Here is a 26,781-nt window from a genome sequence, read left to right as displayed (position 1 = left end):
CCGATCAACGGCGGGCCTTCACCTGAAAAATCACTGAGCAGCCTGACGCTCATTCCACTTGGCCGCCTCTTCTTCCCAACCGTCGGTACGGATGTAGGGATTGGTGCGCGGCTGATTGATCATATTTGGATCGATCTCGATATTCAGGCCTTCCAGGAAGTTGGTCAGACCAATCCGCTCGATCATCTCACCGGTGCGCTCGTGCTCCAGTGCGTTCTCGGCGAAGAACTCGAGAATCTCGGTACCCAGCTCTTCCAGCCACTCGAAGTCCTTATCGGTCTCAAGCTTGTGGAATGGGACAATAACAGTGCCCATCAGATCACCGATCTTCAGGGTGCGCTTGCCGCCCACCAGGATGCTGACGCCACGGTCATCACCGGGAGAGAGCGCCTTGGTCATGACATTGATGCAGTGCATGCAACGGACGCAGTTGGGGTTGTCGACCGCCAGGGTATCGTCATCATTGAGAGACAATGCCTGGGTAGGACAGCGGGTGATTACGTTGTCGATAACGTACTTGCGACCCTTGCTGGCCACATAGCTCTTCACCTCGGCCTGGTCGACTTTAATGTCGTCGCGCCAGGTACCAATCATGGAGACGTCGGCACGCTGAATGGAGTTCATGCAGTCGTTGGCACAACCGGAGGCTTTGAACTTCAGTTTGTAGGGAAGGGCCGGACGGTGCATATCATCCAGGTTGGCGTTGACATTGGTACGCATGGCGCGCGCCTCATCAAAGCAGGAGTGCTCGCAGCGCGCGGCGCCCACACAGGACATGCCGGTACGTACTGCCGGACCCGCACCGCCCATATCGAAGCCCATCTCGTTGATGGCATCGAAAGCGGGCTGGACGTTGTCGGTGGTGCAACCCTGGAACATGATGTCGCCCGACTGGCCGTGGAAGGCGATCAGGCCGGAGCCATATTTCTCCCAGATATCGCAGAACTTGCGGATGGTGCCGGTATCATAGTGCATGCCTGGGGGCGGCATGATGCGCAGGGTGTGGAATTCGGCTGCGGCAGGGAACTTCGGTTTGTTGTTCTCATCCTTCAGCTCGGTAAAGCGGGGAATAACACCACCACCATAACCGATCACACCCACGGTTCCGCCTTTCCAGTAACCTTTTTTGGTTTCGTAGGAGGTCTCAAGCTGGCCGAGCAGGTCAACCATCATGTCGTTGTCTTTAGCCAGGCGCTTGAGTCCGGTTACGAAGCTCGGCCAGACGCCGCTCTCCAACTGATCAAGCATGGGGGTGTCATGCATCGGTTTCGCCATCAGTTATTCTCCCATTGATCTCGATTTATATAGTGGTCTCCAGCTTATCCGAATTACCTGTCGGTATAATTGACCGGTAACACTAGATAAGCGGGAAATCCAGGATCTGTAATCCGACTCGGACAACACACCCTTATTCCAAAACATGGGTTGCATTTTAGGATTCACTTATGCAGCAAAAATACCCCGCTAATGGGGGGGAAGGGTAAAAAAAGGCATATCCACTATGGGATATATGATAATCTGGTAATATATGAAAACAATAAGTCGCTAACATTAAATATTGTTTAAAATCAAACAGTTGTGATTTTGTTTTTTATCGATTTTTATTTTACCTAGCCCATCTGGATAGTGCAGCGCAGCATTTACCTTGTGCCAATTTGGGCTTGCTTAGGGCACAATTCCTGGGGTTCAATAATTGCCCAACCGGTTTACTTGGGTATTCAGAAACATCTGAAAACGTCGGCATTATACTGCCTTACAATTGCCATATTAAGAGGTAACCCCATGCTCCTGTTGAGTGAGGTCCTGATACAAAGTCCCGATGTAGACTCTTTTGCGGAGCTGATCGAGGTCATCAAGATACGCCGCCAGTCGGAGATGTTTTTTCGTATCGATGTCAAGCCGCCCTTCAGCGATACACCGGAGGACTGGGAAGATCGCCTGGAAGCCGCATTTACCTGAAGCCGTCTATAATTTTAAGGAATTGATTGCGTGAAATATCTGCAGACCGAGACCATCATGGGTGACAACGACTCCGCCGAGGATGCGGTGCCGTCAACCCAGAAGATAGAAATGCGACTTGCCGATCTGCAGCAGCAGTTGGCAGACCTGGATGAAACCGCCCCACTGGCCGAGCGGCTGCAGCTGGAACTGGACAGTGGCTATGCCCTGCTGGAGTTGAACCGGTTTGACGAGGCATCCACTCTGGCGCATACCCTGTTTGATCGCGCCCTGGACGCAAAACTCTGGCAGCACGCCGTAGAGGCCTGTGACATCCTGTTCCAGTCCGAACAAGCCGATTCAGTAATCGCACTGGCACATGGCATCTGGCTGGGAGTCACTTTCCCGATTGACCCGGAGCTGACCGTCGCCATGCTGCAGCATCTGATCGACGAAACACCCGACAGATCCGACGGCGCCGCTGTGGCGGCCGCTGTGGCCAACTATATAGTCGACCTGCGCGCCGACGAGCAGAGCCGGGAAAACCTGCTGTTCTTTACCAATCAACTGCTGGGACAGGTGGCACGCCGCCACAGTCAGGTCGAGGAGCAGGAGATATTCGATTTTTGGGTGCAACAGCTGGAGCTGGATCAGCCAGACAAATTTCTGCCCCGGTTGGCCAAGGTGCTTGATGTTCTGGTCAATGGTAACTGGTGGTATGACCGCGACGCCCTGCGTGCACAGATCCCGGATTAATCAACTGGCAGGACCAAAATGATGTATTGGGATGAAGAGACCACCGAAGAGAGCTTTATCGTACCTGAAGATGTTATTGATCTTCAGTTCCGCATCAGCTGTCCGACACTGCCGGTCGATCATGCCTGGGCTCTCGCCCAGGCGATTCAGCAGCACCTCCCCTGGTTCATGCAGGAACCGCGGGCGGGCCTGCACCTGATTCATGGCGCGGAATCCGGCAACGGTTGGGAGCGGCCGGAAGACCAGGATGCGCTGTTGCATCTTTCCAAACGGACCCCGCTGATCCTCAGGCTACCGGCTGAACTGGCCGACGCCGCCGCAAAACTGGTAGGAAGCACCCTGGATATCGACGGACATCCGATGGAGATCCAGGGGATTCGGCAAAAACCACTGGCCATGACCCGCTTCCTCTATGCTCGCCATATCGCCGCGGATCCGGATCTGCCGGAAGAGCTGTTCATTGCCTGGGCAGTGGATGAACTGAAGCAGATGGGTCTGCGATTTAAAAAGATCCTGTGCGGTAAGTCCCACGCGCTGGAGAGTCCCAATGGCCCGATCCACACCCGTAGCCTGATGGTGGCCGAGCTCTCTTATGAGGATGCCGTCACCCTTCAGGAACAGGGACTTGGTCCGCACCGCGCGCTTGGCTGCGGCCTGTTTCTGCCACAGAAATCCTTCTAATGCGTTTGCAAAACCCGGGTAAAAAAACAGTTTAATTTTACTACCAGCCCCTATAACATATAAGCTTTCATTAATATCCTTAATTGACCGTCATCCAATGCCAACGAAATCACCCAATATAAGGTGACAGGGATGACGATATAACAATACCGGAGGTATCCAATGTCCTACCAACTCAACGGCAACACCATAGAGGCCACTGATAACGGCTATCTGGTGAATCATGAAGACTGGAACGAAGATGTGGCAGGCGTTATCGCACAAGCGGAAGGCGTCAACCTGTCGGACAAGGCCTGGGAAGTGATCAACTACCTGCGCGACGAGTATTTCAACAACAATGGCAACCAGCCCAACGAGCGCAACATGGTCAAACACTTCAAATCGGTCTGGACCGATGTGGCGAAGGTAGATGCCAAGACCCTGTATGAACACTTCCCCATGGGCCCGGCCAAACAGGCGGGCAAGATTGCCGGTCTTCCTGAGACCAAACGCAAGGGCGGGTATTGATCAATATCGAAAATGGATGGTGGCGCATAGATCACCATCCATTTTATTGGCTTTGTCCCGGTTATGTGTTGCTGTTGATTTGGCTTGAATAATCGCGTGTCAAGCGGCTTCAGCCACTAAATTGGCAGATCATCGGTTTTTAACAAGTACCGTTCTCACGTAACAAGTAACGGTATATTGCCATTTTCATTAATACTCAGCCTGCAAAACCACCAATCGTGGATCATCTGCATAGTCACACAGAATCGCCTCGACACGCCGCTGCCACAGAACACCGAATCGCTTCGCTTCATCGGCACTTGCCTTCCCCGTCAGCACCTTCGGGAAAAGCGCTCCCATCAGGGGATCGGCCGGTATAAAGCTGGCGTCATAAACCAGTGAAACCCGTTGCCCCGTATCCTTTCTGATCAACGTAACCGGGGCTGGATTGTCCCTATCGAAAGATAGGAGGTTTCGCCGGTCAAACTGCCCGGCAAGCCCGTGGAATCCACCTTTATCGGTGGCCCCGGTAATGAAAGAGAGTACATTGGCGATCACCCCCGTGACACCCTCGCCAATGGGTTGCTGCATCTCCACCGCAATTTCACCCCGGACCGGCATATCGCTCCCATAAAGTACCTTCATGCCCGTCCGGGCCATCAGATAGGCCCCCGCCACCGTCGGGCAGGAGTGTCCCGCCAGGCGCACCACATCTAGATAGTGGATCTGCATTACCCCATCGGCAAATGCACCCAACAGTTCAGCCAGAGGATCTCTCAGCACCAAGGGTTCAATCTGATCAAAAAATGCGGGATATTGCATGGCGGGCTCCTGGTCTGGATTTGTGTAAGGTCCGCCATTATCCATGCCGGCAGGTAACATCACCTTACGGCAGATCAATTCCTGGCATTTCGAACACCCTCCATCGGCGCGATTTTTTGCATATCCGCTAAAACGCTCGCCACTCTGTGCTATATTAATTCGAACTAATATTCACACTGGGTCAACTGATTCAGCACCCCGCAACGAGGACAACAGTATGGCTTTGAGACTCAAGAGCCAGTGGCACAAAGAGGATTCGGAACGAACTCTGGAAGAGATCGGTGGCGCCATCGCCTTCAACGCCTGGCGTCTGGGTGTGGACAAGGCGGTTAACCTGCACAGCAAGCAGTTTGCCTACCGTGATGACGCCCAGCGACTGGCGGTTATAGTGGAATACCTGATCTTCCAGGCCCTGGCTGTCGAGCGAATGCTGTTTGAATCCATCACTGATGAGCAGCGCAGGGAATTGGTTACCGCGCTGGTGCTGAAACTGGCGGACCACTATGAAGAGAACAGCCGCACCCTGCTGGGGGAAGGCGACTACCGCACCTCCTTCATTGAGACATTCAACCTGCGGGCCAGTGAGTATGCCGAATTCGGTTATACCGATGAGGGTCCCACCTACCCCTTCCTGCGCCACCTCGGTTATGAGATACAGCAGGCAATGGGTGAAAGCCAGGTCAATCGCTGGGTGATCGATCAGGTGATGGACAGCGATGCGCCTGAACTGCTGAAACAACTCACCCGCGTGGTGAAGAATCTTTTCGATTAATCGGGAACAATTTCACAGAAACCATCCCTGACGCCGGGGCCAGGTGATCGATCCAGTCTGGTCCCGGCCCCGGTTCCCTGCCCAGGCTGTCGAATCCTGATATATTGTCTGCGCCTGAAGAAACAAATATTACCGGTAACAGGGACTATCGTGAGTTCAAACGCCCTCCCCAACTTGCAGTTGGCTGAACTATTCGTCACACGCCTTGTCTCTCAAGGCATGCGCCGGACTCGTTTTCATTTCTCAACTTTAAAATCACTCTTGAGCAGCTGGCTGTGCGTGCTGCTGATTGCATCCGCGCCGCCTGCGGTCCAGGCGGGGGAACAACTGGCGCTGCCGGATATCGGCAACCCGTCAGGCAATGTCCTGACCCCGGCCGATGAGCAACGCCTGGGACGCGCCTTCATGCGCAGCATCCGTAACACAATGCCGGTGATCCAGGACCCGCTGCTGTCAGCCTACATCCAGTCATTGGGAGAACAGCTGGCCAGTGCCAATGAGGATGCCATTGGCAGGTTCGAGTTCTTTCTGATCAATAGCGCCCAGGTCAATGCGTTTGCCGGTCCCGGAGGACATATCGGTGTCTATAGCGGACTGATCACCACCACGGAGTCGGAGAGTGAACTGGCCTCGGTGATTGCACACGAAATAGCCCATGTCAGCCAAAAGCACCTGGTGAGAACCTACGATGCGGTAAGCAGCATGTCGCTACCTGCAGCCGCCGTTGCCATTGCGGCAGTAGTTATTGGCGCCGCCACCAACAATCCTGATATCGGGGTTGCGGCGGCGACCGGGGTACAGGCGGGCATGATGCAAAGAGAGATCAATTTCACCCGTTCCCACGAAGAAGAGGCCGACAGCATCGGCATCAGGACCCTGGCGGCCGCAGGTTTCGACCCAACTGCCATGCCGGTGTTCTTTTCACGGATGGGCAAGGCATCACGACTCTACGACAATGGGACGCTCCCGGAATTTCTGCGCACTCATCCGGTCACCAGCAATCGAATTGCAGATGCCTATGGCCGGGCCGACGCTTTCCCCTATAAACAACGCCGCGACTCGCTGGTCTATCACCTTGCCAGGGAGCGCCTGCGCGTCATGGCATTTAACGAGCCAAGCGAAGGCATTGAGTTTTACAGCAAGGCCCTGGACGATGGTCGCTATCGTAATGAGGAAGCGCACAATTATGGCTATACCCTCGTACTGATCGCCGCCAGAAAATATACGCAGGCGCGGAAGATCATTGACAGCCTGCTAAGTAACAGGCCGGACCAGATTGAATATATCGTCGCCAAGGCGGAGCTTGAAAAACTCTCCGGGCAACCGACGCTTGGAGTCGGATTACTCAAGCAGGGGCTTGGCGAACATCCGGGCAACTATCCGCTCTCCATTTACTATGCCCAGGCATTACTGGATATCGGCCGTCCGAAAGAGGTCAAGCAGATACTGGAACAGCAACTGACCGGACGACCAGACGACGCCCTGCTTTACAAACTGCTGGCCCAGGCATCCGGAGACGCTGGTGACAAAACCCAGGGGCACCAGTACCTGGCCGAGTATTATTACCATACCGGAGCCCTCAACTCTGCGGTGATCCAACTGGAAATCGCCCTGAAAGACCGGGATCTCGGCTATTACGAAAGCGCCAGAATGGCAGCCCGGCTAAAAGAGATCCGCGCAGAGAAAAGCGATCTAGAAGCACGTAACAGATAAGCGGCGAGGTTAGTAATATCCCTCTTTTCCATGATCAAGGCATGGGTTATGCTTGGTCCTGCCCTACGGCACCAGCTAGGCGGAACGTACTATTTATAACAACCATAATCCGTCAATCCGCTGGCCATGGACATTATTGGAGGTTATACACACAGACCTTTCGATCGAGGTCAACCAGGATTGATTCTGCAGCACATAAACCGCTTATGTGGTCATATCTCTTGCTTATAAACGCCCCTACCAAAGAGCGTGAATAGAGCAGTCGATTGAAACATACCCAACACACCTTTGGGATGTCACACAGCGCTTGCAGCTTCAAAAGCTCCCGGATCACGGGCAGCCCCATCCCCCGGACCTCTTTTGAAAACAGACACTCGGTTTGGGCCTTTTGCGCCAGACGTATGACGCCTCTTAACGACAGACAAACACGTTCCCTCTGTTGAGACAGGAGATAGAAATGAAGACAGATTTAACACGTCGGATGTTACTGAAAGGCACTATTGCCAGCAGTGCAATCGGTATCGCTATCGGCGCGGGCCTGTTGACCCCAAAAGCAGTGCTGGCCGCCTGGCCAAAAGAGGCTTTTACCGCAAAAGATATTCCCGGCGCGCTGAGCTCCCTGATGGGATCGGATAGTGCGGAAGAGAGTGGCGACATCACTATCAAGGCCCCCGACATCGCGGAAAATGGTGCCGTGGTACCGGTGACCGTATCCACCACGCTCCCCGGAGTCGAGTCAATCGCCATTATCGCCGCCAACAACCCGGTCCCGCTGATCGCCAATTTCAATCTGAAGGAGGGCGCCGAAGGCTTCGTATCCTCCCGCATCAAAATGGGCAAGAGCGGTGATGTAATCGCCGTGGTCAAATCGGACGGTAAGCTCTATAAGGCGGGTAAAGAGGTTAAGGTCACCATCGGTGGCTGTGGCGGATAAGTATCTCCGGCTTCCCGGGTGATGATTTATCCGGGCCAATCGGATCAGAACAGGTTTATGAGGACTGAACAATGGCAAGCAACTCCATCAAAATACGCGCCAAACTCAAAGAGGATGTGGTTACCGTCAAGGCATTGATGACCCACCCAATGGAAACCGGTAACCGTAAAGACAGTAAAGGTGAAACCATTCCAGCGCATTTCATTCAGGAAATTACCTGCTCATCAGCCGGTAAAGAGGTGCTTACCGCCCAATGGAGTGGCGGCATCTCTAAAAACCCCTATATCTCCTTCAAGTACAAGGGGGCAGCGGAGGGAGATGAGTTGACACTGACCTGGGTGGACAACAAGGGTAACAGTGAGTCCGCCGCGGTTACGGTCAGCTGATGACTTCTGACTTGCAGGGCAATACAGGGAGGTATGCCTTGCAAGGCCTGACAGGTAGAAATCTGGACCGGAGTGCTACCTGTTTACCCATCCGGCCCAGCAGTATTCAATAAAAATATTAGCTACGAATGAACGTATTCGACCCTGGCTGGATCTGGCGCATAATCCGGAAAAATTACGAATTCTTTGTATCAGGATCATCCAGCACATCATCCAGATTTACCACCTCGTCATCCAGATCTATTATCTCGTCAGTCGGCACGGTGTCCTGATCCAGAGAAACGACAACTGTTTCATCCAGATCGATTGCCGGCGTATGGTCATCCTTGGCAAGATCCTCAGCTGAAAGATCCAGCATTCCCAGCTCTTCATCCAGTGCCTTCAGGTCATTGTCATCCGCCGATATTTCTTCGGCAGCCACTCCTGCACCCTCATCATCCGACTCCTGGTCGGAATCCTGAAGGGCAAGCGCATCCGCTAAATCCGTATCCTCCTCCACCATGGTTGGCATTGAATCGCCGCTCTCGTCAGCGACAGGTGCGATAATTTCCCGCATTTTTTCCCTGTCCAGACTGACATCGGCACCACCGGCGAACATCTGCGTATATTCGCTCAGCATGTTCCCCATGGTATTCATGGTCAGTTGCAACTCATCCGTCAGCCGCTGGTTTTCAGCCTTTAGCAAAATCAGCTCTTCTGAACGATCATCCGACTCTTCACCATCTTTTGCAGGTTCTGCCCGGTCGGGGATCTCAATCGTCCTGTAGGCATCAACAGAACTCTCGTAATCGACACTCAGATTCTGCACCGCCTCGGTATCTCGTCTCAGGAATACATCAATAAGGGTTTGGTAGAATGCCTTCTCTTCACGGGCAATCTTATGAACAGCCTTGTCAAGTTTTTCATCAGTTAATCCAAACCGCTCCTTCATGATCGCGCGTGTTTCAGCCTCACGTCGATCACTATCCTCCTTGATTCGCGCAACAAGCTTCTTGATCGCCGAGCGTTCACGACGGCGTTTTGACAAGGCAAGAAAATTGACAATGCCCGCATAGACGACACTCAGCAGGAGGAGTTCGCCCAATACCAGCAGCAGTAATTTACTCACCTCGATCATTTTGCTGTCGCCTCCTCAACCAGCTGATCTTCTTCGACCAGTTGGAATTCCGGCTCTTGCTTACGACGCCGCATAATCCAGATAGCCAGCACCACCAGAATGATCAGTAATAGATTGATACCACCAAAAAGTGCAACCTGGAAGGTAGAATTATCCTCCTCTGTAGCCGGTTCATCTGCAAGGGGCGCCTGCATCGTCGCAGGCTCCACAGCCGGTTCCTGCACTTCCGGTGTTTTTTCCACCACTTCTTCAGGCGGATCGGCAGGAGGAGTGGCCGTACCTCGCACCCGCACTGGGTCTAGCGTCAGATCCAGCTCGGTGCCGGACCTCGTTTGTCCCGTGGCGGAAATGGACAGCGTCCAATCCCCCAGCAACTCCTGTGTGGCAATACTGGTCTCCAGCACGCCCGCTTCCGCAGAGGGCAAGAGCATAACGGGCTGCTCTTCACCTGCTTGCGACACCAGAGCAGCCTTGATTTCCAAGCTTTCCAGATCCACCAACTCCGCATCCGGCTGCACCCGAACCTTTGTCTCCCCTTCATCGGTCGATGTTACCTGCATGGGAATCGGATCCGCCAGCTCAAAGAGTTGGCGCTGTTCACGCTGAAAGGTTTTTCCTTGAGCAAGGATTACCAATTCGACTTTACCGGCCGCCAACCCCTGTCCAACCTGAAGGGTAAACTCACCGTCTCCGGCCGCCTTATCACCATCCTGACCATCATCAAATATCGGCCGCGCTTCTCCAGTACCGTTACTATCCGTATGACCACTTTTCAGATTCACCACATCCAGAAAGTCTTTACGGGTGATCTGTTTGCCCTGATTGGTAAAAGAGACGGTCACGGGAAGCACTTCACCCAGCACGAAACGACTGGGCAACTGGCTGCTGCGCATTTTCAGATCCGTCACCACGATCACCCGGTTGTCCGGATCCATCGCCGCCTGTATACGCCACTCGCCGGTCTCTGGATGGGAGATGGTCAACAGGTCATAACCAATATCCCGGTGCCAGCTGACATTTTGCGGGGCACTCTTCGCATCAAACTGCGCTCCGGAGGGCGTAATAACCTGCGTCGGCTCAGCCGACTCCTTGCGAAACACCAGCAGCGTTACCTCCTGGATACTGCTGTCCACCAGAAATTTGTTATCTTTCAGCGGCACGGTATCCGGGCGCCCCACCTTCTCAAAGATACGCAGGAATACCCGCTGCAGATGCTCGGCGTCATTGACCTGTTCATACCAGCCACCGGTCTCCCGGGAGAGGGTCCGCATCAGCTCGTGATCGGCCCGCTCGGAGAGTGCAATGGTGTGCACCTGGGCATCATGAGACTGCAATTTGGGCAGCAGTTGTTCGAGAATATATTGTCGCGAAGCAGCGTTCTTTTTGGGATTTTTACTGATATCGACCATGCCATCGGTCAGCAGGATCAGGTGACGCTGATACAGGGTGGCCGACCCTTCCCAGTCGGCGATGGATCGCTTGATAACATCTTCAATATTGGTGAACTGGCCCGGAGAGGCGATATTCCCGGCTTCGGCGCGCGCCTTGTTTTTCCAAGCCGCATCCACCTGGCCAAGAGGTATCAGCATATTGACGTACTGGCCAAAGGTCCAGACACCGGCCCTGGCATCCTCGGGCAACAGTCCCACCAACATGCGGAGAGCCGGCCGCCGAAGGTTTTGCGGGTCATTTTGCTTCATACTACCGGAGATATCGATCAGTATCCGGGCATCCGACTTCCCACCCATCTCGGCCGCCTGGGCACTGCAGGCCGCTATCAGCAGCACGCCAACAAATAATCTCAATAATCTGTTTCGAACATCTCGTCGCTTCACCATTAAAAGTCTCTCAAATCAGAGACAGCAACCTTTCCGCCTGCCATCAACGTCAACCCACTCTGGCTTAATTAACGGCAAGCCGGAAACAACACTTTAGGAAATCAGTAAAAAAAGGTGTTCATCTTATTGAAGGCAGCGGCATTTTGGCTTGTGGCACATCCAACGTCAGTGCAGGCGAGGGAACACTCAGCCCCCGGCCTACTGCTCAAGAACAGCAAACCAACCCGATCCGGAAATGCTCAGAACAAGAACTGGTCTCTCGTCTTGGGCGGAGCGTCAGGAGACCGTTTTGTAATAGGGCGAAATCACCCCATCCGGTTGACTGGTAAATCGTTTGTAGCTCCAGAGATACTGGGCCGGCGCCTTGCGGATACAGGCTTCCAGGCCTCGATTAAGGGCCTCCGCCGTCTTTTCCTGATCGTCGCTGTAGATCTCCTCCGGCGCCTCGAACCAGTGCATTCGATAGCCTTCAGCCTTTGGCAGGCGCTCGGCAAACCAGAACAACACCGGCGCACCGGTCTTTCTCGCCAAACGACCAACCAGTACCATGGTCAGTGCCGGATGCCCAAAGAAGGGAGCAAAAACCCCACCCTGACGCCCTGCGGCCTTGGGTTGCTGATCCGCCAACAGGGCCATTATCTCCCCTCGCTTGAGCGCACCATAGAGCGCCTTCACGCCCTGTGGGGTCGCCGGCACCAGTGTCGCCCCACCTTTGCTTCTACCCTGCTTGAGCAGGCCATCCAGCCCCTCCTGTCGGGGCGGCCGGTAGATTGCGGTGACTTTTGCCAGCGAAGTGAGGTAGTGCAGGCCGACTTCCCAGTTGCCGAGATGCGGGCCGACCGCAATCACGCCTCTACCCTGGAGCATCGCCGACTCGAAGAGCCCGGCTCCTTCCCCCGGCTGCATCCGGTCAATCCAGTGACTGGGTGGAGAAGCCCAGACCACGGGCATCTCCACCAGTCCCTTGGCGGTCTCGATCATGCTGTCTCTAAGCAGGACCTCCCGCTGCACCGGATCCAGCTCAGGGAGGCAGGTCTTGATATTGATCCTGGCTATCCGCCGCTCCTTGTTGGGTACCAGAAAAGCGATGCGCCCGATCAGCCCTCCCAAGCCTTGTGCCGCAGAGAGTGGCAACCAAGAAAAAAAGGCTAAAATGGAAAGTATAATCTTGTCACGCATAAGATATATTTATTAGGCACAGAATTGTCGGTATTATACCCCGGCCTCAGGCATACCGAAATCAAACCAGGAGTAGAGAGATGAGCGACGCTGAACCAATTCCGCTGAATCCGCAACAGGCTTACCAGATGCTGGAAGATGACCCCAGGGCTATCCTGGTGGATATCCGCTCAAGTATGGAGTTTCTGTTTGTCGGTCATGCCAAGGGGGCCGTCCATGTAGCCTGGATTGATGAACCCGACTGGACAGTCAACCCCCATTTTGTGACCGACATTCGCAAACTGGTGCTGGGTGGAGCCACCTGCAGTGAGGATGAAGGCTGTGCACCGGTCATACTGATCTGTCGTAGTGGCAAACGCTCCCTCGAAGCCGGCAAGGTACTGATCAAGTCGGACTTCCACCGTGTATTTCACGTTGACGAAGGGTTCGAGGGAGAGCTTAACGACCACCATCAGCGCAGTTCTCTCAATGGCTGGCGCTACCACGGACTACCCTGGGAACAGTGCTGAATCAGAACGCGGAGAGTGCCCGGGCCGGCACTCTCCATGCCCGCCGATACTAATTCTGTGGGCCGGTACCCCAACTGTTGGATCCGGAGTTGGTGTTATTGCCGCCACCACTGAAGAATCCACCACTCTTTTTCGGCGGTGCAAAAGAGCTGGCGTACTTCAGCGGATCGGACTGGCGCTGAGAGACCACCTTGTTACCCCGTTTGATCTTTGAAAGCTTGATGCCCACCGGCTTGGCCAGTGAGTATTTCTCTTTAACCGAAGTCACTTTCAGTTCGCCAATGGGTTCATCCTCACCACCCAGCGCGATACCGGTGTCCGGATCGATGAGCTTCTCCCCGCGCTCCATCAGGGTCAACATATCACCTACGGCGACAGCGCCATCACCCAGATTGAGATAGACATTTCCGTTCTTCACCTGCACCACCGATCCACTGGGTGCTTGACTGCCAACCTGCCGAACCAGGTCAAACACCCCCTTGTTGACAGCCGCGATCACCGCGTGACCTATGGGCGTCTTGGAATAGTCGGAGAGAAAGCCACCCAGCCCGACACCGCCGGTGAAACCAAGCCCGCCAAAATTGAGACCGGATGAAGAGAGGTCGACCTGCACCTGATCGGTATAGATAATCTCGCTGGTTTCGGCATTGATCAGCCGGAAATTCATCCCGATGATCGCTTTACTTGATTTCATTGAAAGACCGCCCAGCAGTGCACCGGCGCTGCCCCCGATCAGGCCACCCAGGCCACCGCCCTTCTCTTCCACGCCGGCCTCATAGTTGGTAACCACAGCCTGAAAAAGGTACTCGGCACCCAGCACTTGGCCCACCTTGGCCGCGGAAGGCTTGGCGATGCGCCCGGAGGCACCTAGATCCTGTTCTCTCAGTGTCTGATCCAGTACCTTGCGCTCGACCATGCGAAAACGACCGGTTCGATGCATTACATCGGTCAGTATCGCTTCGATTCCCTGTACCGGCACGCCCCCACTACTGGCGTTGTAGGTCACTGCGCCGCCGGGGCCCATCACGTTGACGGATGATGCACTGGAGTTGTTCTCCACCTGAAGCACGCCGATCCGGGTCTTGTTACCGCTGTATTGCCCCCATTCAACATTCACCAGATACTCGACATCGATACTGTCGACATCTTGCGGCAACGGCAGCCGTTCGCCTTCGGTGGTGACTGAAAAGGCGACAAAATCAGCCCGGGCGACCGACAGAAAACCAAGGGTAAACAATACCCAAGCAAACACGAGCCCTCTTTTATAAATCAGCATCCCCGTTCCTCCATTGATTCTTTTCTGATGCACCGTTCTTACAAATGCATTCTCAGCTCAATATAGCTTAAAAACCACGTCCAATCCCAGCAGCCGCGACTGATCGATGATTCTGTGACAAAAACAGACCGGGTATCATCCTGAACCGGCATGAAAACAAACATTGACGCAACGCTGATAACAGCATTGACCAGACAGTTAAGGGCATCTGGTGGCAACCGACCGGATATCAAACTGGAAAAGCTATCAGTCAAAGCAGCCACCGAACGGCGTATAATTAGAAGTATGGAAATCACCAAGTCGGATTTTACTGGAGTCTACTATGTATTCACGATGGCTTATTCCCCTGCTGATACTGCTATTTCTGCTGACTGGCTGTGAAAACCTCAGCAAAAGGGACACCGGCACCGTACTTGGCGGTATCGCGGGCGGCATTTTGGGCAATCAGGTCGGCGGGGGATCAGGCCGCACCGCTGCGATTATTGTCGGCACCCTGGCGGGCGCCTATATCGGCGGTTCGATTGGCCAGCAGATGGATGACAATGACCGCTACCGGTCACAACAGGCACTGGAGTCCAACCCGATCAACCGGACATCAAGCTGGCGCAATCCCGATAGCGGCAACAGTTACCAGGTAACCCCTACCAGGACTTATGAGACTACCAGTGGTCCCTGTCGTGAATATACCACTGAGGCGGTGATCGACGGCCGCACTGAGACAGTCTACGGCACTGCCTGTCGCCAGCCTGATGGCACCTGGCAAGCAGCAAACTGATTAGCGGGTCATCACCGACACTCCCACCAGGGCGGAAGCGCCCGCGTTATTGGCCGCTCCCCTCCTCGACAGCAGGAGATGCCACAGGGACAGGCAGGTCATCCAGCTCAACCCGCTCGATCTGGACGAAACGCTTACTGATTTTCTGAGCCGATATATTCACATCCTTCACATCGTCATGGGCCTGCCGGATATGCACCGCGAGCTTATCCATGCGCCCCTGGAAACGCCCAAAGTCCTTTGACAGCAGATGCAGGTGGTGTTGGATCAGGTGCAGCTGTTCACGGGTATCGGCATCCTTCAACACGGCCCGTGCCGTGGTCAGAATTGCCATCATGGTGGTCGGCGAGACCAGCCAGACCCGTCGCCGGCAAGCCGCATCGACCAGATCGGGGTAGTGCGCATGGATCTCGGCAAAGACCGCCTCGGCGGGGATGAACATTACCGCCCCATCGGAGGTCTCTCCCGGGAGAATATACTTGTCGGCAATGTCATCGATATGCTTGCGAATATCCTGGCGGAACTGGCTGGTGGCGCGACTACGCTCCTGCTCTGGCGCGTCGCTATCGGTCATTCGCCGATAGCTTTCCAGGGGAAATTTCGCATCGATGCCGATTTTTCCAGTCGGCTCCGGCAGAAACAGCATGCAGTCCACACGCGTCTGATTGCCGAGAGTGTATTGCAGGACGTAGCTGTTTTCCGGCATCAGGTTGGCGACCAGCGCACTCAACTGCACTTCACCGAAAGCCCCGCGCGAACGCTTGTCGGCGAGTACCTCCTGCAGACTGACTACGTTGGAGGAGAGTTCGGTAATACGTTTCTGCGCCTCGTCAATCCGCGAAAGATGCTGTAACACCCGACTGAAGGTCTCATTACTCTTCTCGAACCCCTCATGGAGACGCTTCTCCACCAGGCCGCCGATCTCTTTCAGCCGCTGATCCGTGCTTTCGGTCAACATCAAGACTTGTTTGCCCAGTGCATCCGTAGTGCGTGAAAGCCCTTCCATCAACTGGCGCCCAACCCCTTCAAGCCCCTGAGCCAACCCCTCCTGCTGGGCGATCCGGCCCTCCGCAAGGGTCTGGGTGACACGCTGCTGCAGCTGTTCGAAACGCTCGGTCAGGTTGATCTTCAGTTGGCCGCTGTCCTGTAGAAGCGCCTGTTGCAGTTCCCCCAGCCGCCGCTCGAGTATCTGATGGGAGTGGGCCGTCTGCCGCTGTAGCTGCTGCTGCAGTCGGTGGGCAACCTCCCGTTGCCGGTCGCGATCATCCTGCAGCAGTTGGCCCAGTTGCCGGCCCTGCTCCCGCACCAGCGCTTCCAGACGCTCGGCATCGGATTGCGTCTGCAGACTCTGCTCGGCAAACCGACCGGACAGTGCCGATTGCCGCCGCCAGAGGCCCCACGCCAGCAGCAGGAGCAACAGCGCCACCGTCAGCAGGATGACATCACGGTAAATTACCAGCTGTTGTAACAATGGACTCATGATGGGTTACCCTTATACCTCCGCCGCCAGATGGCCCGACTGTCGGTTATTTTTTAAATAGTTACAGCATGTTAACTGAATAGATCCGTTGATTCCCAGAGCTTAAACCGTGACGGGCTCATCCGGTGAGCCTTTGCCCGCAGGCGGATTTACCGCCGACCGCTTGCATCCGTCGCAGACAACCGTAAACTTGCGCAGATTCTGTACCGCCAAACCGATCAACCAGATGCGTATACACCTGAAAACCCTGGGCTGCCGCCTCAACGAAGCCGAACTGGAGACCTGGTCCCGCGATTTCGAAAGCCGTGGCCACCAGATCACCCCGAGGCTGGCCGACGCCGATCTGGTGGTGATCAATACCTGTGCGGTCACGGGCGAGGCGGTGCGCAAATCACGCAAGTTGCTAAATCGCGCTCAACGTCATAATCCGCGCTCCAAGTTGGTGGTCAGCGGCTGTTACGCGACCCTGAACTCGAACGAAAATGTCCGCTCCCTTGGAGTCGACCTGGTGGTGGACAACCGGGACAAGGAGCGCCTGGTGGAGATCGCCACCCGGGAACTGGATCTCCACGCCATGCCGGAACAGGCCACTACACCGGGCGAATCCAGCCTGCTCAGCCACGGACGACAGCGCGCCTTTATCAAGATCCAGGATGGCTGCCGCTACCAGTGCACCTTCTGCATTGTCACCGTGGCACGGGGGGAAGAGCGCTCAAGACCCATCGACCAGGTGGTAGCCGAGATCAACGACCGGGTACAACAGGGGTTTCATGAAGTTGTTCTTACGGGCGTACACATCGGCGGCTACGGCAGTGATACCGGCAGCGATCTCTATCAGCTGATCCGGGCCGTGCTTGAGCGGACCGCCATCCAACGCCTGCGACTGGGGGCGGTGGAACCCTGGGATCTGCCGGAAAACTTCTGGGACCTGTTCGAGAATCCCCGCCTGATGCCCCATCTCCATCTGCCGATCCAGAGCGGCGCGGATTCGGTATTGAAGCGTATGGCCAGACGCTGCAAGAACGACGAGTTCCAACGACTGGCCGAACAGGCCCGTCGCCGGGTACCGGACATCAACCTGACCACGGATATCATCGTCGGCTTCCCGGGCGAGACCGACCAGGAGTGGCAACAGACGCTGGCGTTTGTCGAGCAGATCGGCTTCGGCCACCTGCATATCTTTGCCTACTCCCCGCGTCCCGGCACCCGGGCCGCCCTGCTCCCGGACCCCATTCCACGGGATGTGATACGCCAGCGCAGCGAGGCGCTCCACCAGCTGGGTGAACGACTGAAGCAACAGACCCTGAAGCGTTTTTCGGGACGATGTTTTCCAGTGCTAGTGGAGAGCGCCCCGGCAGACCCGGCATCGGGCTGGAGCGGTTATACACCAAATTTTCTGCGGGTGAGTATCCCGCTACTGCCCGGAAGTGATCTGGAAAACCAGGTGGTTGATGTCCGTCTGCAACAGCTCACCGATGCGGGCGACGCCCTGACGGCAACCCTTGAACAGGAAACCAGGTTTTGAATGACACCATGAATGCCGGCTGGCATAAGACCCCGTTGATCCTGGCTAACCTGCTGGCACTGCTGTTGATGCTCAGCTGGCTGGTCGAGCCCACCCGCGGCCTCTGGCAGGCACTGGACGAACAGCTGTTCTGGGCGATGAACCGTTCACTGGACTGGAGCGAGGGGTGGCGGCGTCTCTGGGCGGTCGCCAATAACCGGGCGTTCGACCTGGTCGCGGCAGTCGCCATGCTGCTGCTGTTCGCCCATCAGGCGCTCCTGCGAGACCGAAAACGCCTGCAACACTACATTGCCGTGGGACTGATGATGTTCATCACCCTGCTGTTGATGCTGGCCATCAGCAAGGAGTTGCCGATTGAGCGGCCCAGTGCCACGGCGCAATTCCCCGAAGCCTTGCGCCTGACCCAACTGGTGCCCGACATACCCACCAAGGACTACTCGTCCGACAGTTTTCCCGGCGATCATGGCCTGGTGTTACTGCTGTGCGCCGGATTCGCTGTCGCCTATCTGCCACGCATTCACGGCCTGCTGGCGCTGCTGTTTATGGTTATATTCACCATGCCCCGCCTGATGAGCGGTGCACACTGGGTCACGGATGAAATCGTCGGTGCCCTGAGCCTCGGACTGATCACCCTGAGCTGGCTGTTCGCCACCCCGCTGCATCGGCGATTGCTGGGCTGGTTTGAGCGTCAGATCAGCCGGTTGTTCACGCGACTGGGATTCAGCTGAATCCGTTGGCTTTCAGCTCCGCCAGCAGGAAGCGGAGTTCATCGGCAAACAGGTTTTTGCCATCGGTGCGCAGTCCGAGACGCCCCCGCTCCAGACGAAACTCCAGCGCCATCAGCAATGTCTCTTCCGGTTCCCACTGCCCGGCCATGCAGTCGCTGGAGTCGTGGCTGGCATTTACCTCGTAGAGCGCCATACCCTGGCGAAACAGGACGAACGCCTCACCGCAGAAGGCATCGCGCGAATAGGAGGCGAGCAACAGGTCAATCCCGGCCAAGCTGTTGTCGCTGAGATTAAAGGCGCGTTTGATCGCCTCCACTCCCCCATCTTCCCAGTCGTTAAGAAACTGCGTCTGTGATTCCATAGTCATCAGATCGAAAATTCAGCCCACACCGGACAATGATCAGAAGGTTTTTCCATCGCTCTTATATCATAGGCGATTCCCGCATCCGTGCAGCAGTTTTGCAGCACCGGACTGGCCAGGATCAGATCGATGCGCAAGCCCCGCCTCGGTTCCCTGTCGAAACCACGGCTGCGGTAGTCAAACCAGCTGAAACGATCCGATATCTCGGGATAAAGCGTGCGATAGGTATCCGACAGCCCCCATCCCAGCAGACCGTCCATCCATTCCCGCTCCTCGGGCAGAAAGCTGCATTTGCCACTCTTCAGCCAGCGCTTGGCATTGTCGTCGCCAATGCCGATATCCCGGTCCAGCCGGGCAATATTCATATCGCCGATCACCAGCACCCGCTCATCCGGAGAGAAACTCTCCTGCAGATAGCGCATCAGGTCCGCATAAAACCGCTGCTTGGCAGGAAACTTGACCGGATGGTCACGGCTCTCGCCTTGGGGAAAATAGCCATTGACCACCTTGATCGTCTGACCCGAAGCTGTGGCATATTCACCGCAGATAATCCTGCGCTGGGCATCCGGTGCATCAAATGGATACCCTTTCTGAATCAGCAGCGGCTCCTGCTTCGACAGCAACGCCACCCCGTAATGTCCTTTCTGACCGTAAAAGTGTGCCCGATAGCCCAGGGACTCAACCATCGCAATGGGGAATTCGGAATCCTGCACCTTGGTCTCCTGGATGCCGATGACATCGGGATCGTACCGCTCCTTCAGCCTTGCCAGTTGATGCTCCCGGACACGGATACCGTTGGTATTAAATGAGACAACCTTCATAACCCCTTCACCTGCCAGTCAGTCAAATAAGTCGCACGACAGTCGTTCATCTGTCGCCACTAAACCTTAACATGGCAACCCGGATTGCACAGTAGATGTGATGCAATCCGCTGGTTGTTTATACTGATCAATATGGAAATCATCGATAGCCATTGCCACTTGGATGACAGCAGTTTTGCGGCCGACTTCGAGCAAATGCTGGAGCGGGCGGAAAAAGCCGGGGTCAGCACCCTGCTTGTGCCGGCGATCCAGGCCTCGGGATGGGCGGCGCTACAGCAACTCTGCCAACGTTATCCACAACTGTATCCGGCCTACGGCCTGCATCCGATGTTTATGCCGCACCATCGTGAACAGGATCTGACCGCGCTGTCACAGCGACTGGCGCAGGGCCACGCAATTGCCGTCGGTGAATGCGGACTGGATTTCTACATTCCAAAACCCGACAAGCAGCGGCAACAGCAGTTCTTTGAAGCTCAACTTGAGTTGGCCCAGCAATTTCGACTACCAGTGATCATCCATGCCCGCAAGGCGGTTGAGCAGGTGGTCCTGACACTGCGCCACTTCCCCGGACTCACGGGTGTCCTGCACAGTTTTTCCGGCAGCCAGCAACAGGCCGAACGGTTAATCGACATGGGCTTTATGATGAGTTTCGGCGGACCGGCCACCTATGCCAACGCCCACCGCCTGCATAGCCTGATCGCCTGGTTGCCAACCAACTCGTTACTGCTGGAAACCGATTCCCCCGACCAGCCCGGTGCGGCACACCGGGGCCAGCGCAACGAACCGGCATACCTGCCCGAGGTGCTGCACGCCATCAGTAGCCTAAAAGGGATTCCGGCTGAACGACTGGCTGAGGAAACTACGGCCAACGCCCGTCGGCTGTTCAACCTGCCGGCTACTTTAACCCGCTGAGTATCCTGATCAGATCCATCGAGGCGGTAAAGAAATCATCCGTCGGGTGTTCGTCACAATAGACCTGAATGCGCCGCATCGCCCCTTTGACCTCGACACCCTTCAGCACGTCACTCCCGGTAGCCAGCGACAGCCCGGTAACCAGTCCGGCCAGCCAGTCGCGGTAATGGATATACTCCGCGATCTGATCACCCTGTCCATTCTCCCAACCTTCAAACACCTCGTTATAGTGATCACAACCCTTCACGCCATAACCCAGCACCTGGGGTGTTTGCTGGGCCGACAGCGGCAACGCGACCAGCAGAAATCCGAGGAAAAAATAGCGCATCATTAACAGCCCCCTTTGTCTGCGTACAACAGAATCAACCAACTTCATTAGTTATTTTTTAATACCAATAAAATAATTCAATTAAACAAACCGAGAATATGTCCGTCATATATATTAGTATCTACTTATCCTCTTATGTAGTAACCGTGAGGCTATCCCTATGATTTTCGACAACCTGACATTCGTTGCACTCGCACTCTTCGTGCTGATCAGCGCTTTTCTCATCGGCACAAAAAATCGCCCCCGCCACAAGAAAAACAATCCCTGTTCCGGATGCCCGGAAAAGCACACCGACCAGTAGACTCCATCAAGCTTTATATCCACTGCCCAATGACAGCGGCAGACCGGCTGTCTTGGGTAGAGTGATCTCTATCCCAGAAATTACGGCACAGTGCACGGCTCGCCAGACCTATTCATCACAAAAAGAAGAAAAAACTCACTGAGGTTGATCCGGTTCACGTAACGCTACCCCGGCAGGGGCTAGCTTACAACCTACGCACAACCGATATCCCGATTTCATTTCTACCGAAATGTTGATGTTCAAGGGTATCCCGTTCACAAGGGGACCATTATGCACACATTCAACAACCAACACCGCGCCAATCTGTCCAGGCCCGTACTGATAAGCCTGCTCCTGTGCCTGCTCTCGCCGGCCATACAGGCCGCCACAGCCCAGACCGATGATAATCACGCTTCCTGGACTGCAAACCGCAGTTTGGAAGCAGCCGATACCGGCCTTATCTATTCATTGCCCGTGGTCAATCAGAAACAGCTCGCCAGTGAAATCGACACCCTCAATCAACAGTTGAAACAACGCCAGGAAAATCTCAGTCAGGTCATTGAGAAGAACCATTTCACCGCCACCGACGCCCTGATTATTGCGGCATTGCCGGGCGGTATTCTCTACGCAGCGGTGAAGAAACAACGGGTATTGCAGGCGGAAGAGGAGCTGGACAAGGTTACCAGCCAGCTGGATAGCCTGGCAGATTTCCGCCCGACAAAACCGAACCCGTTACAACCGGCCATGCTTGCGTCCAGATAATACCCTGGCAGTCGTATATTTTTTTGATTACCCTGGAGTCCCGGGCTATTCACACAATTCCCGTTACTACCCGAAAGCATCCTATCCAGACCCAATACCCCGCGAATAAAGAGGATGTAATTAAGCTGCCATCCGCTATGCTTATCCCCACACAAGAATGATAAAAAAATCTGCGGCTCTAATACCCAGAGGTGAGGAATGGCTGAAAGAAAGGGCAGTAAATGCGGACTGCACCTGGTCAATACCGGCAGGGACTGTAATAACTGCACACTTCCCAGGAAGTGCATCGGCGCTGATCTGGATCAAAGCCAGACCGATACCATCTCCAGCGTCATCCGAAAGCGTGGGCCGTTCCAGGCTGGTGAGACCATTTTCAAGATGGAAGATCCATTCAAATCGATCTTCGCCATACAATCCGGCTCAGTTAAAATCGAATCGTCCCTGGATGATGGTACCCCGCTGATCCAGGGTTTCTATTTCAGCAGTGAACTCATAGGGATCGAAGCGGTGGGCGATATCAAATACCAGAGTGACGCCGTGGCACTCGAGACCACCTGGATCTGCGAACTGCCGTTTGATCAAATAGAGTCCCTCTGTAGCCAGATCCCCGAATTACAACATGAAATCCTCGAGCTACTCGGCAAACGACTCCGTTATACCAACCGGACCATCGTACAGGGACGCTATCTCAGCGCAGACAGGCGCTTTCTGCTGTTTCTGAATGATCTTTACCAGAGAAAGGGTAATATAACTGCCGACGGCAGAAGGACCGTGACCCTGCCCATGACCAAGGGCGATATCGCCATCCATCTGGGCCTGCGTCCGGAATCCCTCAGCCGGGCACTCTCCAAACTGCAAGAGGAGGGGGTTATCCGCAACCGCACTCGGGAAATTGAGATCCTGGGTAATAAACAGGAGTTACTCTCCTGCCTGTGGGTGTAAACCGGTTCCCAGGCCCCATCTTTCAGTGGCATTTAATTCGCCGCAAATTCGGCACCACACTGCTGCTCCCTGCAGGATAGACAAAAGCACAGCGTGTCCATCCTCGCTGCCTTTTTAAATTCACTGGTTCAAATCACGTCACCGGATACAAAAAACCCGGACGCTGGGGTCCGGGTTTCGATAAACAATGGTGGGCCGTGAAGGATAACTCGGCGGCCGCGCCGCCTCATGCAGCTTCGCTGTCGAACCTGACTCTTTGAAACCGAAGGTTCGAATTGTGCCACCGGATACAAAAAACCCGAACGCTGGGGTCCGGGTTTCGATAAACAATGGTGGGCCGTGAAGGATGACTCGGCGGCTACGCCCCCTCATGCAGCTTCGCTTCGCTACGCTGTCGAACCAGGCTGTTTGAAGTCGTAGGTTCGAATCTTGCCACCAGACACAAAAAACCCGGACGCTGGGTCCGGGATTCGTTTGTGCTACCTGACACATAGGTTACAGACGATACCGGAGACATAGGTTACACATGACGGTATTTGGGAGGAATCTCAAATGCCCTGGAAAGAGTGTAACCGTATGGAAGAACGCCTTAGATTTGTTGCCCGTCTGCTTGACGGTGAAAAAATGGCTCCCCTTTGCCGGGAGTTCGGCATTTCCCGTAAAACAGGTTATAAGCTATTCAATCGCTATAAAAATGAAGGATTAGCAGGGCTGGAGGACCAAAGCAAACGCCCCTATCGGCATGCCAATAAATTACCCTTCCAAATTGAACGCGCCATTCTCAAGATCAAGACGGAACATAAGAGTTGGGGCGCACCTAAAATCCGCGAGAAACTGATTCGCCTTTATCCAATGATTCGGCCGCCAGCCAAGAGTACGGTCCATGCCGTGCTTGATCGACACGGCCTGGTCACACGCAGAAAACGGCACCACCCAAAGGCTCAAGGCACCTCGCTACGTGACAGTCAAACCCCCAATGGACTCTGGTGTGCCGATTTCAAGGGCGAATTCCTGTTAGGCAATCGCTGTTATTGCTATCCGCTAACCATGACGGATTACGCCTCACGATATCTACTATCCTGTGAAGGCTTGGAGTCCACCAAGGAAGTAGGCGCTTTTCCTGTCTTTGAGCGGACCTTTAAACAATTTGGCTTACCGCAGGCTATCCGCACCGATAACGGCGTGCCTTTCGCCTCGCCCAATGCGCTTTTTGGTCTGAGCCGACTCTCCGTCTGGTGGTTGCGCCTGGGCATCGCTATCGAGCGGATTCAGCCGGGACAACCGCAGCAGAACGGGCGGCATGAGCGCATGCATTTAACACTGAAGAAGGAGGCCACAAAGCCGCCTGCGTTCAATTTTCTTCAGCAGCAAGAACGATTTGACCAATTTTTAGAGGTCTACAATAACCAGCGCCCTCACCAGGCACTGGGCATGAAGTACCCCGGTGAGCTGTATACACCTTCCACCCGTGAATATCGCGTTCCCGAAGTACCTGAATACCCTTTTCATGATCGCACCGTAAAAATCACGAAGTGCGGACGTATCTGCATCGGCCGCCGAAAAATTAATCTCAGTACGGTGTTCGCCGGTCAATATGTGGGTATTCGCGAGGTCAGTGACAAAATTTGGCTGGTCAGCTTTATGCAATATGACTTAGGATTTTTTGATGAAAACGAAGAAAGGGTTGAGCCAGCGCCCAACCCTTTCTTGACCGAAGTGTTACCTATCTCTCCGGTATAAAGTGTGACCTATGTGCTCGGTACACACCGATAAACAATGGTGGGCCGTGAAGGATTCGAACCTTCGACCAATGGATTAAAAAGCGGCAATACCGATTCTTTACTATTTATTTATCAACAACTTACCGGACGTCCGTTGCAAGACTTCGCATAACCAAGCAGTACTGTGCTGGACTCATCCCCGCAAAAGTCCCGCAGCAATGTGGCTATCAATTCGCCATGCATATGCATCCGTGCTTGTTGAGCAGTGGAATTTTAGTCCATTGCTCAACCATCTTTCATTCAATTGTTGGTTTGCGCTGAGTATTGACCCGGGATTTACAGTTTCTAGTGACCTACCCTGTTCTTATAAACTGCTTAAAGTATTGAACTTTTTCTCTCGAGACTATGGGTCACCGGTCAATGCAGATAACCAGCTCTATGGATAAATGTTCAGCACAAATCAACACCCTGAACAATGCTCCTGGTCGGCCTTGTTGGGGGGAGGCGGAGTGATTGGGCTGTTTTCGAAGAAAAAAGGATCTGAGTACCTCTCCTTATCTGTGTCAAAAAGAACTCTTAAGACAATAGTAATTAAAAATGCACATAATTAGTATATTATAAATCTCTAATTTTTTTTCTGAAGGACCATGTCTAAGTTTGCCTCAATAGTCTTCGTGGCGGCATTAATGTTCGCCGAGTTAATCCTGGCGGCTGAGGTTACGCCTGAGAGGGAATTTCGAAATTTCGCAGCAGTAGGTGACACAGTCAGCGTTCGCGAGTTTCTCAGCAGCGGCGTCGAAGTCGATGCCCAGAACCAGTTTGGTAAAACCGCACTGATGCTAGCCGTCGAGGCCGACAGCATGGAGACAGTAACGCTTCTGCTGGAACATGGTGCCGATGTAAACATGCGCACCTTGGCTGGATGCACGGCACTGACCTTTGCTGCGGAGAACGGCCACGCTGCCATAGCCGCCCTGCTGCTGGAACATGGTGCCGATATCACTGCACGCACCCGCGCCGGATGGAATGCCCTGATGATTGCCTCGCGCTACGACTACCCACGGTTGGCTGATCAATTGCTGCTCGTCGGAGCCGACCAGAATGTGGCTGACAAGTATGGCCAGACAGCCCTGATGTATGCCGCAGAAAATGGCCATACAGCTATCGTCAAACTGCTGGCCGAAGCAGATGCGAACATGAATGCCCGGGACAAGTCCGGTGCAACCGCACTAACCTTGGCGCTAGAGAAGGGCAACTGGGAACTGGTGCGTATCCTGCGTATCTTAGGTGCTGAGCCCTAAACCAGGACAGGACCTGATTCTAGGCATTGCTACCTCCTCAATCAATGTCCTGTGTAATTGAAACAGTCATTCCCGTAGCTCAACTGCAGGACCGGAGTTATCCGTGAGCAGAAGTGAAGCCACCAGTTCATGGCTCAGGTTCAACTTTCCTCTGACCCGTTCGGCCAGATACTTTTTGAAAGGTTTCCAATTGTAGTAGAGATGCAGTGCACCGGTGACGATAAAGATCCCGCCGAACATCATATGGACCCAACCCCACTGCTCCTTTCCGAGTCCGGCAAGGGACCAATGGGTCCAGTAAGCGATACGCCCGTGGGGTATGATATAGAGGATAATCCCGGTGACCGTGAGCACTACAAAAGCCCAGGTCACCAGAAAGGCGATCAGCGACCGAAGTGATTGCTTGTTTTTTATCATCACTACTTCCCTTTTTTGCTG

29 protein-coding genes are annotated in these 26,781 nt (G+C 54.5%); 17 read left to right on the top strand and 12 right to left on the bottom strand.

Annotated elements, in window-relative coordinates:
- Positions 1–30: 30 nt before the first annotated feature.
- Positions 31–1,275 carry a dissimilatory-type sulfite reductase subunit alpha gene (gene dsrA / locus A3GO_RS0101590; protein WP_029131904.1) on the bottom strand — a complete coding sequence of 415 codons (1,245 nt, stop codon included), beginning with the start codon at positions 1,273–1,275 and terminating at the stop codon, positions 31–33.
- Positions 1,276–1,782: 507 nt separating this feature from the next.
- On the opposite strand from dsrA, the gene A3GO_RS0101585 reads away from it, so the two are divergent.
- The 4 genes from A3GO_RS0101585 (at position 1,783) to A3GO_RS0101570 (ending at position 3,882) form a co-directional block, all read left to right on the top strand.
- Positions 1,783–1,959 (top strand): hypothetical protein, encoded by a 177-nt coding sequence (locus A3GO_RS0101585; protein ID WP_029131903.1) that lies wholly within the window; start codon positions 1,783–1,785, stop codon positions 1,957–1,959.
- 30 nt (positions 1,960–1,989) lie between these two features.
- The gene (locus A3GO_RS0101580) at positions 1,990–2,694 is read left to right on the top strand and encodes a hypothetical protein (RefSeq protein ID WP_029131902.1); all 705 of its coding nucleotides are present in this window, start codon (positions 1,990–1,992) and stop codon (positions 2,692–2,694) included.
- Between the two features lie 18 nt (positions 2,695–2,712).
- A complete protein-coding gene (gene cas6 / locus A3GO_RS0101575) occupies positions 2,713–3,375 on the top strand; it encodes a type I-MYXAN CRISPR-associated protein Cas6/Cmx6 (protein WP_245621638.1) in 663 nt (220 codons plus the stop codon).
- A gap of 162 nt (positions 3,376–3,537) precedes the next feature.
- Entirely contained in the window at positions 3,538–3,882 is a 345-nt protein-coding gene (locus A3GO_RS0101570) for a TusE/DsrC/DsvC family sulfur relay protein (RefSeq protein WP_029131900.1), read from the top strand.
- A gap of 189 nt (positions 3,883–4,071) precedes the next feature.
- Here the strand turns inward: A3GO_RS0101570 and A3GO_RS0101565 are convergent, their stop codons facing one another.
- Positions 4,072–4,683: an FmdE family protein gene (locus A3GO_RS0101565; protein WP_029131899.1), complete on the bottom strand. Its 612-nt coding sequence runs from the start codon at positions 4,681–4,683 to the stop codon at positions 4,072–4,074.
- 217 nt (positions 4,684–4,900) lie between these two features.
- Here A3GO_RS0101565 and A3GO_RS0101560 point away from each other — a divergent pair, with 217 nt between their 5' ends.
- From A3GO_RS0101560 to soxZ, 4 genes are all read left to right on the top strand, one after another.
- A complete protein-coding gene (locus A3GO_RS0101560; RefSeq protein ID WP_029131898.1) occupies positions 4,901–5,455 on the top strand; it encodes a hypothetical protein in 555 nt (184 codons plus the stop codon).
- Positions 5,456–5,734: 279 nt separating this feature from the next.
- Positions 5,735–7,168, top strand: a complete 1,434-nt coding sequence (locus tag A3GO_RS0101555) for a M48 family metalloprotease (protein WP_051301728.1) — start codon at positions 5,735–5,737, stop codon at positions 7,166–7,168.
- A 457-nt stretch (positions 7,169–7,625) separates the two neighbouring features.
- Positions 7,626–8,102 carry a thiosulfate oxidation carrier protein SoxY gene (gene soxY / locus A3GO_RS0101550; protein ID WP_029131896.1) on the top strand — a complete coding sequence of 159 codons (477 nt, stop codon included), beginning with the start codon at positions 7,626–7,628 and terminating at the stop codon, positions 8,100–8,102.
- Between the two features lie 71 nt (positions 8,103–8,173).
- Positions 8,174–8,488, top strand: coding sequence for a thiosulfate oxidation carrier complex protein SoxZ (gene soxZ / locus A3GO_RS0101545; RefSeq protein ID WP_029131895.1), 315 nt, complete (start codon positions 8,174–8,176; stop codon positions 8,486–8,488).
- Between the two features lie 175 nt (positions 8,489–8,663).
- Here soxZ and A3GO_RS0101540 read toward each other — a convergent pair whose 3' ends face one another.
- The 3 genes from A3GO_RS0101540 to A3GO_RS0101530 all read right to left on the bottom strand — a co-directional run bounded on the left by A3GO_RS0101540 (position 8,664) and on the right by A3GO_RS0101530 (position 12,622).
- Complete coding sequence (locus A3GO_RS0101540) at positions 8,664–9,605, bottom strand: hypothetical protein (protein WP_029131894.1); 942 nt, start codon at positions 9,603–9,605, stop codon at positions 8,664–8,666.
- Positions 9,602–11,410 carry a VWA domain-containing protein gene (locus A3GO_RS22110; protein WP_169720350.1) on the bottom strand — a complete coding sequence of 603 codons (1,809 nt, stop codon included), beginning with the start codon at positions 11,408–11,410 and terminating at the stop codon, positions 9,602–9,604. The genes A3GO_RS0101540 and A3GO_RS22110 overlap by 4 nt, the downstream gene beginning before the upstream one ends.
- A gap of 309 nt (positions 11,411–11,719) precedes the next feature.
- On the bottom strand, positions 11,720–12,622 hold the full coding sequence (locus A3GO_RS0101530) for a lysophospholipid acyltransferase family protein (RefSeq protein ID WP_029131893.1): 903 nt from the start codon (positions 12,620–12,622) through the stop codon (positions 11,720–11,722).
- A gap of 80 nt (positions 12,623–12,702) precedes the next feature.
- Here A3GO_RS0101530 and A3GO_RS0101525 point away from each other — a divergent pair, with 80 nt between their 5' ends.
- The gene (locus A3GO_RS0101525) at positions 12,703–13,131 is read left to right on the top strand and encodes a rhodanese-like domain-containing protein (RefSeq protein WP_029131892.1); all 429 of its coding nucleotides are present in this window, start codon (positions 12,703–12,705) and stop codon (positions 13,129–13,131) included.
- Between the two features lie 49 nt (positions 13,132–13,180).
- On the opposite strand, the gene A3GO_RS0101520 is transcribed toward A3GO_RS0101525, so the two are convergent.
- Positions 13,181–14,407 carry a CsgG/HfaB family protein gene (locus tag A3GO_RS0101520; RefSeq protein ID WP_029131891.1) on the bottom strand — a complete coding sequence of 409 codons (1,227 nt, stop codon included), beginning with the start codon at positions 14,405–14,407 and terminating at the stop codon, positions 13,181–13,183.
- A gap of 322 nt (positions 14,408–14,729) precedes the next feature.
- Here A3GO_RS0101520 and A3GO_RS0101515 point away from each other — a divergent pair, with 322 nt between their 5' ends.
- The gene (locus A3GO_RS0101515; RefSeq protein WP_029131890.1) at positions 14,730–15,182 is read left to right on the top strand and encodes a glycine zipper 2TM domain-containing protein; all 453 of its coding nucleotides are present in this window, start codon (positions 14,730–14,732) and stop codon (positions 15,180–15,182) included.
- 46 nt (positions 15,183–15,228) lie between these two features.
- Here A3GO_RS0101515 and A3GO_RS0101510 read toward each other — a convergent pair whose 3' ends face one another.
- Positions 15,229–16,662: a DNA recombination protein RmuC gene (locus A3GO_RS0101510; RefSeq protein WP_051301725.1), complete on the bottom strand. Its 1,434-nt coding sequence runs from the start codon at positions 16,660–16,662 to the stop codon at positions 15,229–15,231.
- A gap of 190 nt (positions 16,663–16,852) precedes the next feature.
- Here A3GO_RS0101510 and mtaB point away from each other — a divergent pair, with 190 nt between their 5' ends.
- Both mtaB and A3GO_RS22105 read left to right on the top strand, forming a co-directional pair.
- Entirely contained in the window at positions 16,853–18,187 is a 1,335-nt protein-coding gene (gene mtaB / locus A3GO_RS0101505) for a tRNA (N(6)-L-threonylcarbamoyladenosine(37)-C(2))-methylthiotransferase MtaB (protein ID WP_335339996.1), read from the top strand.
- Positions 18,184–18,915, top strand: coding sequence for a phosphatase PAP2 family protein (locus tag A3GO_RS22105; RefSeq protein WP_084609653.1), 732 nt, complete (start codon positions 18,184–18,186; stop codon positions 18,913–18,915). The genes mtaB and A3GO_RS22105 overlap by 4 nt, the downstream gene beginning before the upstream one ends.
- Here A3GO_RS22105 and A3GO_RS0101495 read toward each other — a convergent pair.
- A complete protein-coding gene (locus A3GO_RS0101495; protein ID WP_169720349.1) occupies positions 18,908–19,276 on the bottom strand; it encodes a hypothetical protein in 369 nt (122 codons plus the stop codon). The two genes, A3GO_RS22105 and A3GO_RS0101495, sit on opposite strands and share 8 nt — an antisense overlap.
- Positions 19,277–19,281: 5 nt before the next feature.
- Positions 19,282–20,097 carry an exodeoxyribonuclease III gene (gene xthA / locus A3GO_RS0101490; protein WP_029131886.1) on the bottom strand — a complete coding sequence of 272 codons (816 nt, stop codon included), beginning with the start codon at positions 20,095–20,097 and terminating at the stop codon, positions 19,282–19,284.
- 132 nt (positions 20,098–20,229) lie between these two features.
- Between xthA and A3GO_RS0101485 the strand changes: the two genes are divergently transcribed.
- Positions 20,230–21,009 carry a TatD family hydrolase gene (locus A3GO_RS0101485; protein WP_029131885.1) on the top strand — a complete coding sequence of 260 codons (780 nt, stop codon included), beginning with the start codon at positions 20,230–20,232 and terminating at the stop codon, positions 21,007–21,009.
- On the opposite strand, the gene A3GO_RS25120 is transcribed toward A3GO_RS0101485, so the two are convergent.
- Positions 20,993–21,340, bottom strand: coding sequence for a hypothetical protein (locus tag A3GO_RS25120; RefSeq protein ID WP_051301724.1), 348 nt, complete (start codon positions 21,338–21,340; stop codon positions 20,993–20,995). The genes A3GO_RS0101485 and A3GO_RS25120 overlap by 17 nt on opposite strands.
- A gap of 130 nt (positions 21,341–21,470) precedes the next feature.
- On the bottom strand, positions 21,471–21,587 hold the full coding sequence (locus tag A3GO_RS26805) for a DUF2769 domain-containing protein (protein WP_418064549.1): 117 nt from the start codon (positions 21,585–21,587) through the stop codon (positions 21,471–21,473).
- A gap of 321 nt (positions 21,588–21,908) precedes the next feature.
- On the opposite strand from A3GO_RS26805, the gene A3GO_RS0101470 reads away from it, so the two are divergent.
- The 4 genes from A3GO_RS0101470 (at position 21,909) to A3GO_RS22095 (ending at position 26,343) form a co-directional block, all read left to right on the top strand.
- Positions 21,909–22,379 (top strand): hypothetical protein, encoded by a 471-nt coding sequence (locus A3GO_RS0101470; RefSeq protein ID WP_029131884.1) that lies wholly within the window; start codon positions 21,909–21,911, stop codon positions 22,377–22,379.
- Between the two features lie 198 nt (positions 22,380–22,577).
- A complete protein-coding gene (locus A3GO_RS0101465) occupies positions 22,578–23,321 on the top strand; it encodes a Crp/Fnr family transcriptional regulator (RefSeq protein ID WP_029131883.1) in 744 nt (247 codons plus the stop codon).
- Positions 23,322–23,897: 576 nt separating this feature from the next.
- A complete protein-coding gene (locus A3GO_RS0101460; RefSeq protein ID WP_335339995.1) occupies positions 23,898–25,061 on the top strand; it encodes an IS481 family transposase in 1,164 nt (387 codons plus the stop codon).
- A gap of 628 nt (positions 25,062–25,689) precedes the next feature.
- Positions 25,690–26,343, top strand: a complete 654-nt coding sequence (locus tag A3GO_RS22095) for an ankyrin repeat domain-containing protein (RefSeq protein WP_084609651.1) — start codon at positions 25,690–25,692, stop codon at positions 26,341–26,343.
- A gap of 66 nt (positions 26,344–26,409) precedes the next feature.
- Here A3GO_RS22095 and A3GO_RS0101450 read toward each other — a convergent pair whose 3' ends face one another.
- Complete coding sequence (locus A3GO_RS0101450; RefSeq protein ID WP_029131881.1) at positions 26,410–26,760, bottom strand: DUF4405 domain-containing protein; 351 nt, start codon at positions 26,758–26,760, stop codon at positions 26,410–26,412.
- Between the last annotated feature and the right edge of the window lie 21 nt (positions 26,761–26,781).

The organism is Sedimenticola selenatireducens DSM 17993 (genome assembly GCF_000428045.1).
In the GTDB taxonomy this organism is placed as follows: Bacteria; Pseudomonadota; Gammaproteobacteria; order Chromatiales; family Chromatiaceae; genus Sedimenticola; species Sedimenticola selenatireducens.
Note: the sequence above shows the minus strand (reverse complement) of the source record. Positions and strands in the feature narration are given on the sequence as shown.